Origin of the sequence: Streptomyces sp. NPDC058274 (genome assembly GCF_042881375.1) — a bacterium.
In the GTDB taxonomy this organism is placed as follows: domain Bacteria; phylum Actinomycetota; class Actinomycetes; order Streptomycetales; family Streptomycetaceae; genus Streptomyces.
Genome location: NZ_JBHVXW010000008.1, coordinates 100,779 through 114,931 on the forward strand (window position 1 = coordinate 100,779; position 14,153 = coordinate 114,931).

Consider the following 14,153-nt stretch of genomic DNA (forward strand, 5'->3'; position numbering starts at 1 on the left):
AAGTAGCGTCTGAGGCGGGAACGTTGGACGTGGGATGTCCAGATGTCCAGATGTCGAGACGCATGAAGGGCAGGCCGCACCATGCCGTCAAGTCTCCGCGCACGTCTCAGATCCACGCTCACGGCCGCTCTCACCACCGCCGCTCTGCTCGCGTTGCCGAGTCCGGCGGGGGCCGAACAGGCGGCGGCGAACGGCGAGTTCGAGCAGCAGGTGCTCTTCAGGGCGTCCCAGGATCCGGGCTATGCCTGCTTCCGTATCCCGGCGGTGGTGAAGACCACGGAGGGCACGCTGCTGGCCTTCGCCGAGGGCCGCGTCCTGAACTGCGGCGACTCGGCCGACATCGACATCGTCGTGAAGCGCTCCACCGACGGCGGTCGCACCTGGAGTCCGCTCCAGGTCGTCAACGACGGCGGTGGCGACACACACGGCAACCCGACGCCCGTCGTGGACCGCGAGACGGGACGCATCCTCCTGGCCGAGACGTACAACACGGGCCGTACGGACAGCGGGAGTTGCTCCGTCCCCTGCGACCGCACCCCGCACCTCCAGTACAGCGACGACGACGGCCTCAGCTGGTCACGGCCGCGCGATCTGAGCGACGAGATCCTGCCGGCCGACTGGAACTCCTGGTACGCCACCGGACCGGTGCACGGCATCCAGCTCACCCGCGGCAGGCACGCCGGCCGGCTCGTCCTCGGCGTCAACACCGAGACCTGGAACGGCAGCCGGGTCTCCGCCAACCACGCCGCGCTGATCACCAGCGACGACGGGGGCGACCACTGGGAGATCGGCGCGACGGACTCGTGGCCGATCGCGGACGACAGCACGTTCCGCCAGAAGCCGTCCGAGATGACACTCACGGAACGCGGCGACGGTTCGGTCCTCGTCAGCGGGCGGGAGCAGGACGGCACCGATCTCGGCCATCGCACCCAGGCCGTCAGCCGTGACGGCGGCGACAGCTTCGCGGCCCCCTTCGAGGACCTCCCCGACCTCTACACGCCCCAGGTCCAGGGGTCCGTGCTGCGCCTCGGCGACCGCATACTGCTGGCCTGCCCCGGCGATCCGGACCGCCGGCGCACGATGATGGTCCGCTCCTCGTACGACGGCGGACGCACCTGGGAGAGCGTGGACCGCGGCACGGTCGTCACCACGGACTGGTCCGGCTACTCGGATCTGGTGCGCGTCGGCGGCGACACCGTGGGCCTGCTGTACGAGGGCGGCGCGGTCGACGCGCGGGACGAGATCCGCTTCGCGCGGTTCACCGAGGACTGGCTGAAGCCGCGCCGCGGCCCCGACCCGACGACCGCCGACCGGGCCCCGCACGCCCGGCCCGCCACCGTGCTCGGCGGCGCCCAGGAGACGGACGGCGCCTTCGGCGGCGCGCTGGCCCTCGACGGCACCGACGACGCCGTACGTCTGCCGTACCAGGACCGACTGCCGCTCGGGACAAAGGACTTCACCGCGTCCCTGTGGTTCCGGTACACGGCCACGACCGGTGAGCAGCCGCTGCTGTGGATGGGCGGGATCGGCACCTCCCAGCCACAGGTGTGGCTGCGCGGTGAGCCGGCCTCCCACCGGATCACCGGGCTGATCACCACGAGAAACGGCGCGGCGGCCCCGGCCACGGCCTCCGTGCGCACCACGGAGGCGTACAACGACGGCCAGTGGCACCATCTGGCACTGCGCCGCGGCGGCGGACGGCTGACGCTGTTCATCGACGGGACGGCGATCAGCACGGCGGACGTGCCGGGATCGGTGAGCCGCAACTCGCCGTTCGGGGTGCACATCGGCCAACGCATGGACAGCCGGGCCTTCTTCAGCGGCGGAATCGACGAAGTCCGGGTGTACGACCGGGCGTTGACCGACGCGGAGCTGACCGCGATCCGCACCCGCAACGCCCCTGTGACACGGGACACCGTCCTGCGACTGCCCATGGACCGCGTGAGCGGCAGCCACTAACGTCCCGTCCGTGCCCGACGACGCAGGAGCACGACGGCGGAACGGGACCGGGCTCGGCATCCTGCTCGCCCTGGTCTGCGCAGCCGTGCTGCTCATCGCCCTCCCGGACGACGACCGGGAGGGCGGCGCCGGCTGCGGGGCCCGTACGGTGAAGTCCTGGACGGCTGACACGAAGGTCACCGGCGAGTTCGCGCGCTACGGGGACGACGCGACCCGCACCGACGACTGGACGGGCGGAGACGGTACGCACTCGCTGCGGCTGCCGGACGGCCGGGTGCTGTGGCTGTTCTCGGACACCTATCTGGGCCAGGTGCACGGGCCGCCCAACCCGGTCGGCGAGTCGTACGCCTGGCGGGACACCTCGGCGCCGCTGGTGCGCAATTCGGCCGTGCTGATGTCGAAGTCGGGCCGGCTGGAGCGCACGCTGCCCGCCCCGCTGTTCCCGGACCCGGGTTCCGGGCAGTGGCGCTGGCCGGTGGCCGCACGGGTGGAGCCCCGCTCCCCCGGCTCCGCCGAACAGGTCGTCCGGGTCCTGCTGTGGACGCGTACGACGGGTCAGGCCCCGTGGATCTACGGCGTACCCACGGCCACCGAGGTCGCCACGCTCTCGCTGCCCGGTCTGCGGCTGGAAGGCGTGACGACCGTCCTGGACCAGCGTTCGGTGGCGGACGCGTCCCGGCGCGTGCTGTTCGGGACCACGGCGGTCGACGACGGCGACTGGACGTACGTCTTCGGCGGCGACGACGGGCAGGCGGCCTCGCGTCCCACCTCGCACGCCTATGTCGCGCGCGTGCCGCGCGGCAGGCTCGCCGAGCCGGGTGCCTGGGAGTACTGGGACGGCTCGGAATGGGCGGCGCGGGCCCGTCCGGCGGCGGTGCTCGGCGACGGACAGCGCGAGGGCGTGGGCAGCGCGTTCACGGTGGTGCGCGAGGGCGGCACCTATGTGCTGTTCACGATGGCGGCCGGCACCGAGGGCCTGACCACGATCACGTCGTACTGGGCGTGCTCGCCGACGGGGCCGTGGCACGGGCCCACCCGGAGCTTCAGCCCGCCTCTTCCGCCGGGCGAGGTGGCCGCGTACAACCCGCAGACCCATCCGACGCTGAGCGGCGACGGCCGGCTGGTGCTGAGCTACGACGTCAACTGGCTGGACGCGACGGGCGTGTCCGCGCAGGCGAACCTCAGCCGGAACGTGTCCCTGTACCGACCGCGATTCGTGACTCTGCGACTGACCTAGGCTGCCTGGCGGGCTCGGGGTCGCGGGAGCGGCGCTTGGCGATGACCGCGCACACCATCAGCTGCATCTGGTGGAAGAGCATCAGCGGCAGCACGGCGAGGGAGGCGTGCGCGCCGAAGAGCACGCTCGCCATGGGCAGTCCGGACGCGAGGGACTTCTTCGAGCCGGCGAACTGGATCGCGATGCGGTCCTCGCGCCGGAATCCCAGGGCCTTGGCGCCGTACCAGCTCACGGCGAGCATCACGGCGAGCAGGACCGCCTCGACGATCAGCAGGCCGGCCAGCCTGAGGGCGCTGACCTGGTGCCAGATGCCCTGCACCATGCCCTCGCTGAACGCGGTGTAGACGACCAGCAGGATCGAGCCGCGGTCGACGTATCCGAGGAGCTTCTTGTGGCGCGTGATGAACGCGCCGATCCAACGGCGCAGCAGCTGTCCGGCGAGGAACGGGACGAGCAGCTGGAGCACGATCTTGACGAGGGAGTCCGCGGAGAACCCGCCGCCGCTGCTGCCGAGCAGCGCCGCCGCGAGCAGCGGGGTGAGGACGATCCCGGCCAGCGAGGAGAAGGAGCCCGCGCAGATCGCGGCGGGCACGTTGCCGCGCGCGATGGAGGTGAAGGCGATCGAGGACTGGATGGTCGAGGGGACCAGGGTGAGGAAGAGCAGGCCTTGGTACAGCGGGTCCGTCAGGAACACCGGCACGAGCCCGCCCGCGGCGAGGCCGAGCAGCGGGAAGACGACGAACGTACAGGCGAGGACGGTGGTGTGGAGCCGCCAGTGCTTCAGCCCGTCCAGCGCCTCACGGGTGGAAAGGCGCGCCCCGTAGAGGAAGAAGAGGAAGGCGATCGCGGCCGTGGAGGCACCCGACGCCACGTCGGCCGCCGCACCCCGCGCCGGGAGAAGGGCCGCCAGGCCCACTGTCCCGAGCAACAGCAGGATGTACGGGTCGATCGGCATCCAACTGGGCCACTGCAGGCGTTTCACGGTGCTCCACTGCTGAGTTCTGTACGTAGTTCGTTCCGGGTCAGGACGTGCCCTCTCCATCGTCCTCCTCCTTCCGCGATCGGGAAACCGTCATACCGCACTGACTGTCATCATGTTCCGCGATAGCGTGCGGATATGTACGACCCGACACAGTTGCGTACCTTCCTCGCGGTGGCTCAAACGCTGAGTTTCACGCAGGCCGCGCGCCGGCTGGGGCTGCGGCAGTCGACGGTCAGCCAGCATGTGCGGCGGCTGGAGGACGCCACCGGGCGGCAGCTGTTCTCGCGGGACACCCACTCCGTGGAGCTCACGGAGGACGGTGAGGCGATGCTCGGCTTCGCGCGCCGGCTCCTGGAGGTGCACGAGCAGGCGGCGGCCTTCTTCACGGGGACGCGGCTGCGCGGCAGGCTGCGCTTCGGCGCGTCGGAGGACTTCGTCCTGACCCGGCTGACCGAGATCCTGGAGCGCTTCCGCCTCGACCACCCCGAGGTGGACCTGGAGCTGACCGTCGAGCTCTCGGGCACGCTGCACGAGCAGCTGGCCGCCGGGAAACTCGATCTGGTCCTGGCCAAGCGCCGTCCCGAGGAGCCGCGCGGCGAGCTCGTGTGGCACGACCGGCTGGTCTGGATCGGCTCGGAGCGGTTCCGGCTGGACCCCGGACGCCCGGTCCCGCTCATCGTCTACCCGCCGCCCGGCATCACGCGCGCCCTCGCCCTGGAGGCCCTCGAACGGCAGGGGAGGCCCTGGCGCATCGCCTGCACGAGCGGCAGCCTGAGCGGGCTGATCGCGGCCGCCCGGGCGGGCCTCGGCGTGATGGCCCATTCCCGGGGCCTCGTCCCGCCGGGACTGGTCCGGATGCCGGAGCGGGCGGGCCTGCCCGAACTGGGCGAGGTCGATTTCGTGCTGGTGCACGGCCGGCGCCGGACCTCCTCCCAGGGCGCGGCGGACGCGCTCGCCGCGGCGATCCTGGGCGGCGGGGACCAGCTGCACCGGCCCAGGGCCGCGGACGTGGACAGGTGACCCTGCCCCCTATGTCACCGGGTCGTACAGATTCCGTGGAGATTACGGTGGCGAAACTTACCGAACCGTAAGTATTCTGTCCGGCCGTTCCCGATGTGGGCGCATTGTCGAGGACTGACCAGTACATATATCCCGCCCCGGGCGTTCCGTCCCCCCTCCCGCCCGGCGGCCGGGTGGGGTAGCTTTCACGGCGCTGTGCTGAGCCACTAGGAGCGGGGATTGCGCGAGTTCACCAACCCTCCGTTGGCGTCACCCCCGCCGGTGGGCGGTCTGGCAGACGTCGTGTTCGACCATGCCCTGGAAGACCCGCTGCGCGTCGCCCTCGGCCGCAAGGACGACCAGGGGCACTGGCGTGATGTGACGGCCGCCGAGTTCCGGGACGAGGTGCTGGCCCTGGCCAAGGGCATGCTCGCGCACGGCATCCGCTTCGGCGACCGCGTCGCGATCATGTGCCGGACCCGCTACGAGTGGACGCTCTTCGACTTCGCGTCATGGACCATCGGCGCCCAGGTCGTGCCCGTGTACCCGACCTCGTCGGCCGAGCAGGTCTTCTGGATGCTGCACGACGCGCAGGTGTCGGCCGTCATGGTGGAGCACGAGGACCACGCGATGACGATCGCCACCGTCGTCGACCGGCTGCCGCAGCTGCACAAGCTGTGGCAGCTCGACGCGGGCGCCGTGCAGGAGCTGTACGAGGCGGGCGCGGGCCTGGAGGACGACGTGGTGCACCGGCACCGGGTCGCGGTCACGCCCGAGTCGGTCGCCACGATCATCTACACCTCGGGCACCACCGGACGCCCCAAGGGCTGCCTGATCTCGCACGCCAACTTCATGTTCGAGGCGGACACGGTCATCGAGCGCTGGGAGCCGGTGTTCCACTCCAAGCGGGGCGACGAGGCGTCGACGCTGCTGTTCCTGCCCCTCGCGCATGTCTTCGGACGGATGGTGCAGGTCGCCGCGATCCGCGGCCGGGTCAGATTCGGGCACCAGCCGCAGCTCAACGCGGCAGCCCTGCTGCCCGACCTCGCCGCGTTCCGGCCGACCTTCTTCCTCGCGGTGCCGTACATCTTCGAGAAGGTCTTCAACGCCGCCCGCCGCAAGGCCGAGAAGGAGGGCCGCTCCGGGCCCTTCGAGAAGGCGGTCGAGGTGGCCGTCCGGTACGCCGACGCGGTGGAGGCGAAGGCGTGGGGCATCGGTCCCGGCCCGTCCGCCGCCCTGCGGATGCAGCACCAGGTCTTCGACAAGCTCGTCTACGCCAAGGTGCGGGCGGCGATGGGCGGCCGGGTGAAGCACGCCATGTCGGGCGGTTCGGCGATGGACCGGCGGCTCGGCCTGTTCTTCGCGGGCGCGGGCGTGATCATCTACGAGGGGTACGGCCTCACGGAGTCCACGGCGGCGGCGACCGCCAACCCGCCCGAGCGCACCCGGTTCGGCACGGTCGGCCAGGCGATCCCGGGCACCACCGTGCACATCGCGGACGACGGCGAGATCTGGCTGCGCGGTGACAACGTGTTCCAGGGCTATCTCAACGACACCAAGGCGACGGACGCGACCCTCCACGACGGCTGGCTGGCCACCGGCGACCTCGGCGCCCTCGACGAGGACGGCTACCTCACGATCACCGGGCGCAAGAAGGAGATCCTGGTGACCTCCGGTGGCAAGAGCGTCTCGCCGGGGATCCTGGAGGAGCGGGTGCGCGACCATCCGCTGGTCGCCCAGTGCATCGTCGTCGGCAACGACCGGCCCTACATCGCGGCCCTGGTCACCCTGGACGGCGAGGCGGTCGAACACTGGCTCCAGATGCGCGGCAAGCCGCAGCTGTCCCCGGCCCAGCTGGTGCGGGACGCCGACCTGGAGACCGAGGTGCGCCGCGCGGTGGTCGCCGCCAACACCCTGGTCTCACAGGCCGAGTCGATCCGTACGTTCCGGATCCTGGCCCACCAGTTCACCGAGGAGCACGGGCTGCTCACGCCGTCGCTGAAGCTGAAGCGCAAGGCGATCGAGAACGCGTACGCGACGGAGGTCGAGGCGCTGTACCGGGCGTGAGCCGGCACAGCGCCCCGTCCGGTCAGCTGATGCTCACCCGGAAGATCTTGTCCGAACCGTCCGCCGCCCCTCCGACGTTGTCGCAGTTGGTGGTCGACAGCCAGAGCTGGTCCGCGCCGGGCACCTTGGTCACCGTCCGCAGACGGCCGTACGTGCCGACGTAGTACGCCGTCGGCGTGCCGACCTCCTCGGTGTCACCGGTGATCGGGACGCGCCACAGCCGCTCGCCGCGCAGGGAGGCCATGTAGATGACGTTGCGGACGATGGCGATCCCGCTGGGTGAGGCCTCGGACGTGTTCCAGGTCTTCTTCGGGTTGGTCATCCCCGCGACGCTGCAGGTGCCCTCGCAGGTCGGCCAGCCGTAGTTGGCGCCCGGCTTGATGAGGTTCAGCTCGTCCTTGGAGACGTCGCCGAACTCCGCTTCCCACAGCCGTCCGTTGCGGTCGAAGGCCAGACCCTGCGGATTGCGGTGGCCGTAGCTGTAGACGTAGTTCCCGAACGGATTGCCCGGAGCGGCCTTCCCGTCCGTGGTCATGCGCAGGATCTTGCCGTTGAGGGAGTTCTTGTCCTGCGCCAGGGCGGGTGTCTGGGCCTCGCCGGTGGAGACGTACAGATAGCCGTCCGGGCCGAAGAGGAGCCGGCCGCCGTTGTGGTAGCGATTCTGCTTGATGCCCTGGAGGAGGATCGTGTAGCCGGTCAGGGAACTGCCGTTGTACGTCATGCGGGCGACGCGGTTGCCCTCGGCCGCCGTGTGCATGAAGTAGACGTAGTGGTTGGTCGCCCACTGGGGGTCGACGGCGACGCCCATCAGACCGCCCTCGCCGTTCGTCGTCACCGCGTTCGGCACGGTTCCGACCTGGGTCCGCGTGCCGTCCGTGGTGACCTTCCAGACCCGGAAGTCGTCCCGCTCGGTGACCAGGGCGCTCTGGCCGTCGGGCATCCAGTACGTGCCCCAGGGGACCGTCCAGCCGCTGGAGACCGTGCCGATCGACGACGGGACCCCGCCGTCCGTCGCGCACGCCCGGGTGGTGAAGGCGACGGTGTTGCTCTGCGGTGAGACATTGCCGGCCGCGTCCCGCGCCACCACGTTCAGCGTGTACGGGCTGTTGCAGGCGAGCCCGGTCAGGGTGGTCGAGGTGCCGCCGGTCACGCTCTTGTAGACGGTCGTCCCGCTGCGCAGGTCGTACCCGGTCACGGCCTTGTCGTCCGTCGAGGCGCCCCAGCTCAGATCGGCGCTGTTGGCGGTCACGTTGGACGACGTCAGGGTGCCGGGCGCGGTCGGCGGACTGGTGTCGGAGCTGCGGGCGGTCGTGCAGTCCACGACCGGGCTGGCCTGCGAGGCGTTGCCGGACGCGTCGCGGGCGATGACGGTCAGGTTGTAGGTGGTGTTGGCGGTCAGTCCGGTGAGCGCCTTCGAAGTCGCGTCGCCCGCCGCCTCGCCGAGCTTGTTCCCGTGCTCGTAGACGTCGTAGGCGCTCACGCCCACGTTGTCGGTGGAGGCGCCCCAGGAGAGGGTGAGTCCGTTCTCGCCGATCGCCGAACAGCTCGGCTGTCCCGGCCGGGTGGGGGTCTGGGTGTCGGCCGCCGCGCCGACGGTGATCCGGTCGAGGTTGGGTCCGCCGTTGGCGGTGGTGGCGGTCGCGCGGATCTTGTTGGTGCCCGCGGCCAGTGGCACGTCCAGGGTCCTGGTCACCCAGGTGTCCCAGTTGGCGGTGGCCGGGAAGGAGACGCCGGCGGCGGCGACCGTGCCGTTGACGGAGATGTTCATCGGCCGGTCGGTGGCCGTTCCGTTCGCGAAACGCAGGGCCAGCGACGAGGGACCCGCGGCGGCCGCGCTCACCGTGAACTCCACGTACGAACCGGTGATGTTGGTGTAGTCGACGAAGCCGGTGCCGGTGTATCCGGCGTGGTCGGAGGCCACGGTGCCCTGCGAGATGGCGGCGTCCTCGGCCTGGTGGTCGGTGGCGGCCTGCGCGGCTCCCGAGGCCGTCAGTCCGGCGAGCGGCACGGCGAGGGCCAGCGAAAGGCACCAGGTCAGCGCTCTTGTGGGTGTCATGCGTGCGTCCTCTCGAGGTTCCTGGGGTACGGGCCGACCGGTGGGTCCAGGCGCCGTTGGCGCTGGGTGTGCGGCGCAGAGCCGGCGAAGTCGGGCAGCCGGAATCCCGCGGAGGGCGACGGCGTGGCCGCGGGCACCGTCAGCGGTAGCGCGGTGGCGGCCCGCACGCGAGGTCGTCTCACGAGCCGCCCTCCCGATAGGCGTAGGTGATGTCCGTGTGTGGCTCGGTCCGGTCCACCGGGTCCCGGACGAGGTGGTGGTCGGGCGAGAGGCGGCAGGCCGGGTCAGTACGCGCCGCGTCGCCGGTGAGGGCGTACGCCTGACAGCGGCAGCCGCCGAAGTCGGTGGCGCGCAGGGCGCAGTCGCGGCACGGATCGCGCATCCAGCTCTCGCCGCGGTAGCGGGTGAAGGCGCTCGACTCGTGCCAGATCCGGTCCAGCCGGTGGTCCTTCACGTTCGGCGGGTCGAGCCCGGGGAGGGACCCCGCCGCCGGGCACGGCAGGACCGTGCCGTCCGGGGCGACCGTGAGGGAGACGGCACCCCAGCCGCCCATGCAGGGCTTCGCGGTGCCGTCGAGATAGTCAGGGGCGACCCAGACTAACTCCGTTGTCCCGTGCAGGCGTTCACGCCACCGGGCCACTGTCGTACGGGCGCGTTCGACCTGGTCCCTGGTGGGCAGGAGCGCGGCGCGGTTGCGCAGTGCCCAGCCGTAGAACTGGGTGTTGGCCAGCTCGATCCGGTCCACGCCCCAGGTGACGCCCAGGGTGATCAGGTCGTCGAGCGCGTCGATGTTCGCGCGGTGCAGCACGACGTTCAGGCCGAGCGGGAGTCCGGCGGCCCGGACCAGGCGTGCCGCGCGCTCCTTCGCGGCGAACGAGCGGACGCCGGCGATGCGTTCGGCGGCGGCCGGATCGGCGTGCTGGACGGAGAGCTGGACGCTGCGCAGGCCGGCGTCCAGCAGCTCCGCGAGCCGGCGCTCGTGCAGGCCCACTCCGCTGGTGACGAGCTGGGTGTAGAGGCCGGCGGTGTCGGCCGCCGCGACGATCGGAGCCAGATCGCGCCTGAGCAGCGGTTCGCCGCCGGACAGATGGGTCTGGACGACGCCCAGGCCGGCCGCCTGACGCAGCACGTCCGTCCAGTGCTCCGTGGACAACTCCCCTGACCGGCCGACCAGTTCGACCGGGTTGGAGCAGTATGCGCACCGCAGCGGACAGGCGTGGGTGAGCTCGGCCAGCAGGGCCCAGGGAGGATCGGTCACCGGAGCCAGCCCTCCTTGCGCAATGCCCGGAGAAACACGGGGACTTGGTCGGCCACCGGCGCGCCGGGGAACCGTTCGCCGAGCTCGGCGGTGATCTCGGGCACCTCACGACTGCCGTCGCAGAGCCGCAGGACGCTGCCCGCCGTGCCGTGCAGCACGACGACCCTCTCGGGCATGAGCAGCAAGTCGGTGTCGCGTACCCGGTCATGACGGAGCATCACCGAGCGGGCGAGGACGGGACGCCAGGTCATGACACTCCGTGGGTTCGCGCCGCGGGGCGGCTCGGTGCCCGAGACGCCTGACCGGGCGCGCCCCGCGCGCCCCCGGCAGGGAGCGGTGCGGCCGGTGGTGCGGTTCCGGTACCGGCGGTGTGGTGCGGTGCGTTCGGTGGTGCGGTTCCGGTACCGGCGGTGTGGTGCGGTGCCGCCGGTGGTGCGGTTCCGGTGCCGACGGTGTGGTGCGGTGCGGCCGGTGGCGTACTCCCGGCGGTGCCGGCACTTCCGGCGTGGTCCACCGCGTCCAGCAGCGCCCACAGGACCTGGCACTTGAAGGTCAGCGCCGCCACCGCGCGTTCCTGCTGTTCGCGGGTGCGGGCCCGGTCGAGCACAAAGGCGAGCGCTTCCTCGCTGTCGCGGCGGCCCTGGTCGACACGGGTCCGGAAGTACATGAGCCCGTCGGCCTCGATCCACGGGTAGTGGCGTTCGAAGGCGGCGATACGGGTCCGCATCAGCCCGGGGGCCGACAGCTCGGTGAGCGAGGCGGCGACGGCGTCCAGCACGGGGCGCTGCCGGCAGAAGTTGACGTAACCGTCGACCGCGAGCCGCACTCCGGGCAGCACCCGGGACGCGTCCCAGAGAACCGAACGGTCCAGGCCGGCCGCCTCGCCGAGCCGCAGCCAGCGTTCAATGCCGCCCTCGCCGTCCGTGTCCCCGTCGTGGTCCCGGATCCGCCGCAGCCAGGCCCGGCGCAGGCCGGGCCCGTCGAGCCCGGCGAGGATCAGGGCGTCCTTGACCGGGATGTGGCGCTGGTAGTGGAAGCGGTTGGCAATCCAGCGGCGCAGTTCGCCGGGCGTCAACTCACCTTGGTGCATACGGACGTTGAAGGGATGCCGGTCGTGGTAGTGCTCCTCGGCGACAGCCCGCAGCCGCTCGGTGAACTCGGGGGCTCCCCAGGGTGCGGTGCCGTCGTCGCGCACGGATGCCGTGGTCACGCTGCGACCACCGGGCGGTCAGCGCTCGCCGAGGGCGTAGGCGGTGACCTCCAGGGCGGTCTCCACGACCGAATACCCCGGGGCCTCCCAGACCCGTTCCTCCGCTGCCTCCTGGTGGCGCCGTTCCGTCTGCTGAACCTCAGGGGTCGTCTCGTTCATGTGCGCGTACCTGCTCTCCTGAAAGGTGGGGGGTAGAGCCCAGACAGGTGCTGGTTCACATGCATGCACCGGGTTCATCGACGCGTCCGGTGTCGCGATACAGAGTCGCGGAATTGACGGGAACCGGTCAATGGTCCGGACCGACAAGGCGGGATCCGTTTCTGGTCGTTCCTGAGTCCTCGGCAGGTGCAGGCCCGCCCCGGCGACCGCGGCCCGCACGATGTTGCGGCGGCCGTCCGCGGGGCGGACGGCGAATTCCCCCGGAGAATCCGCCGGTCAGGAATGCATCACGAGCCGTGATCGTTGACGATGGGAGTACCACCCGACGACTGAAGGATCGAGAGCTCGTGAGCAAGGTCCCCCCGATCATCCTGAACAACGGCGTCGAGATGCCGCAGCTGGGCTTCGGTGTCTGGCAGGTCCCGGACGACGAGGCGGAGCAGGCCGTCGCCACGGCACTGGAGGCCGGGTACCGCAGCATCGACACCGCCGCGATCTACGGCAACGAAGAGGGCACCGGCAAGGCCATCGCCTCCTCCGGCGTCCCCCGTGCGGACCTCTTCGTCACCACCAAGCTCTGGAACGGCGACCAGGGGTACGACTCCACCCTGCGCGCGTTCGACGCGTCCCTGGACAAGCTCGGCCTCGAGTACGTGGACCTGTATCTGATCCACTGGCCGCTGCCCTCCAAGGGCGCGTACGTGGACACGTACAAGGCCTTCGAGAAGCTGTACGCGGACGGCCGCGCCAAGGCCATCGGCGTCTCCAACTTCCTCCCGGACCACCTTGAGCAGCTGCTCAAGGCGACGTCGGTCGTGCCGGCCGTCAACCAGATCGAGCTGCACCCGCACCTCCAGCAGCAGGCCGCCCGGGAGTTCCACGCGGAGCACGGCATCGCGACGGAAGCCTGGTCGCCGCTCGGCTCCGGCAAGGGCCTCCTGGAGGTCCCGGCGATCGTGGCCATCGCCCGCAAGCACGAACGCACCCCGGCCCAGGTCGTACTGCGCTGGCACCTCCAGCTGGGCAACATCGTGATCCCCAAGTCCGTGACGCCGTCCCGGATCAAGGAGAACATCGAGGTCTTCGACTTCGCCCTGGACGACGAGGACATCTCCGCGATCAGCGCGCTGAACGAGGACCGGCGACTGGGTCCCGACCCGGCCACCTTCGACGTGTCCTGACGAGTCCTACGGCCTGACGGACGTCACGGCCACGGGCGGTACGGGCCGCGGAAAACCCCGTACGGATCGCACGAAAGGCGCCCCGGTTCACACCGGGGCGCCTTTTGTGTGCCCACGCGGAGGCGACCTCGGCGATTCCGCGACGGCGGACACGGCGACGGACGATCTCAAGTGAAGGCCTTGACGCGCTCATGTAAACGGGTCCACCTTGTACCGCACCCGGTAAGGAAACTTTCCTAATAGAAGGGTCCCCCACAGTGCGCACTCGAACACTGACCCTCGCCGCGGCCGCCGGCGCCGCGCTGCTCTCCACCGCCCTGCTCCCCTCGTCCTCGACCGCTGCCTCCTCCGGAGCGAAGGGTCCGGCCTCCGCTCAGGAAGGCACGGTCAGCGCGGCCTCCCTGCTGGCCAAGGTGACGTCCTGTTCGCAGATATCGAACGGCAAGTACCGCACCGACGAGGAGACTTCGGCCACGATTCCGGTCTGCGGCAAGAACGGCGCCGTGTTCTGGAAGGGCGACATGGACATCGACTGCGACGGCCAGGTCACCACCAAGTGCAACGGCAGCACCGACCCCTGGTTCCAGGACGACACCGCCTTCCACCAGTCCAACGGCCAGCCGCTGCGCGCCGACACCCTCCCCTACGTCGTCGTGCCCAGCAGCAGCAGCATCTGGAACTACTCGAGCGCCGGCATCAAGGGCGGCGGAGTGGTCGCCGTGATCTACAACAACAAGGTCGAGTACGCCGTCGTCGGCGACACCGGCCCCACACAGATCATCGGCGAGGCCTCGTACGCCACCGCGAGCGCCCTCGGCATCAACCCGAACCCGGAGACCGGCGGCACCGACTCCGGCGTGACGTACATCCTGTTCAAGAACTCGCAGGTCTCCCCCATCGAGAATCACGGGGCTGCCGTGACCCTCGGCGACTCGCTGGCCAAGCAGTTCATCGCGAACAACTGACCGGAGCGGGGAAGGGGTTCGGCCCGGCATCGCGGCACCGCGATGCCGGGCCGGCAGGCTTCAGTCGGTCAGGCGTTCAG

11 protein-coding genes and 1 pseudogene are annotated in these 14,153 nt (G+C 70.7%); 6 read left to right on the forward strand and 6 right to left on the reverse strand.

Going from position 1 to position 14,153, the window contains the following annotated elements:
- Positions 1–81 precede the first annotated feature (81 nt).
- Positions 82–1,959: an exo-alpha-sialidase gene (locus ACFVYF_RS18160; RefSeq protein WP_389456401.1), complete on the forward strand. Its 1,878-nt coding sequence runs from the start codon at positions 82–84 to the stop codon at positions 1,957–1,959.
- 10 nt (positions 1,960–1,969) lie between these two features.
- On the forward strand, positions 1,970–3,196 hold the full coding sequence (locus tag ACFVYF_RS18165; protein ID WP_389456403.1) for a DUF4185 domain-containing protein: 1,227 nt from the start codon (positions 1,970–1,972) through the stop codon (positions 3,194–3,196).
- On the opposite strand, the gene ACFVYF_RS18170 is transcribed toward ACFVYF_RS18165, so the two are convergent.
- Positions 3,141–4,178 carry a bile acid:sodium symporter family protein gene (locus ACFVYF_RS18170; protein WP_389456404.1) on the reverse strand — a complete coding sequence of 346 codons (1,038 nt, stop codon included), beginning with the start codon at positions 4,176–4,178 and terminating at the stop codon, positions 3,141–3,143. The two genes, ACFVYF_RS18165 and ACFVYF_RS18170, sit on opposite strands and share 56 nt — an antisense overlap.
- Before the next feature lie 135 nt (positions 4,179–4,313).
- Here ACFVYF_RS18170 and ACFVYF_RS18175 point away from each other — a divergent pair, with 135 nt between their 5' ends.
- Together ACFVYF_RS18175 and ACFVYF_RS18180 are read left to right on the forward strand one after the other, a co-directional pair.
- Positions 4,314–5,198 carry a LysR substrate-binding domain-containing protein gene (locus ACFVYF_RS18175; protein ID WP_389456406.1) on the forward strand — a complete coding sequence of 295 codons (885 nt, stop codon included), beginning with the start codon at positions 4,314–4,316 and terminating at the stop codon, positions 5,196–5,198.
- A 219-nt stretch (positions 5,199–5,417) separates the two neighbouring features.
- On the forward strand, positions 5,418–7,244 hold the full coding sequence (locus ACFVYF_RS18180) for an AMP-dependent synthetase/ligase (RefSeq protein ID WP_389456408.1): 1,827 nt from the start codon (positions 5,418–5,420) through the stop codon (positions 7,242–7,244).
- Between the two features lie 22 nt (positions 7,245–7,266).
- On the opposite strand, the gene ACFVYF_RS18185 is transcribed toward ACFVYF_RS18180, so the two are convergent.
- From ACFVYF_RS18185 to pqqA, 5 genes and pseudogenes are all read right to left on the reverse strand, one after another.
- Positions 7,267–9,300: a PQQ-dependent sugar dehydrogenase gene (locus ACFVYF_RS18185; RefSeq protein ID WP_389456410.1), complete on the reverse strand. Its 2,034-nt coding sequence runs from the start codon at positions 9,298–9,300 to the stop codon at positions 7,267–7,269.
- Positions 9,301–9,478: 178 nt separating this feature from the next.
- A complete protein-coding gene (gene pqqE, locus ACFVYF_RS18190) occupies positions 9,479–10,567 on the reverse strand; it encodes a pyrroloquinoline quinone biosynthesis protein PqqE (RefSeq protein ID WP_389456787.1) in 1,089 nt (362 codons plus the stop codon).
- Positions 10,555–10,809 (reverse strand): pyrroloquinoline quinone biosynthesis peptide chaperone PqqD, encoded by a 255-nt coding sequence (gene pqqD / locus ACFVYF_RS18195; RefSeq protein WP_389456412.1) that lies wholly within the window; start codon positions 10,807–10,809, stop codon positions 10,555–10,557. The genes pqqE and pqqD overlap by 13 nt, the downstream gene beginning before the upstream one ends.
- A 230-nt stretch (positions 10,810–11,039) precedes the next feature.
- A pseudogene (pqqC, locus tag ACFVYF_RS18200) lies at positions 11,040–11,768 on the reverse strand (pyrroloquinoline-quinone synthase PqqC); the annotation flags it as partial.
- A gap of 18 nt (positions 11,769–11,786) precedes the next feature.
- A complete protein-coding gene (pqqA, locus tag ACFVYF_RS18205) occupies positions 11,787–11,927 on the reverse strand; it encodes a pyrroloquinoline quinone precursor peptide PqqA (protein WP_389456414.1) in 141 nt (46 codons plus the stop codon).
- A gap of 389 nt (positions 11,928–12,316) precedes the next feature.
- On the opposite strand from pqqA, the gene ACFVYF_RS18210 reads away from it, so the two are divergent.
- The gene (locus ACFVYF_RS18210; protein WP_389456789.1) at positions 12,317–13,108 is read left to right on the forward strand and encodes an aldo/keto reductase; all 792 of its coding nucleotides are present in this window, start codon (positions 12,317–12,319) and stop codon (positions 13,106–13,108) included.
- Between the two features lie 257 nt (positions 13,109–13,365).
- The gene (locus tag ACFVYF_RS18215; protein WP_389456416.1) at positions 13,366–14,073 is read left to right on the forward strand and encodes a glycoside hydrolase family 75 protein; all 708 of its coding nucleotides are present in this window, start codon (positions 13,366–13,368) and stop codon (positions 14,071–14,073) included.
- Positions 14,074–14,153: the final 80 nt, after the last annotated feature.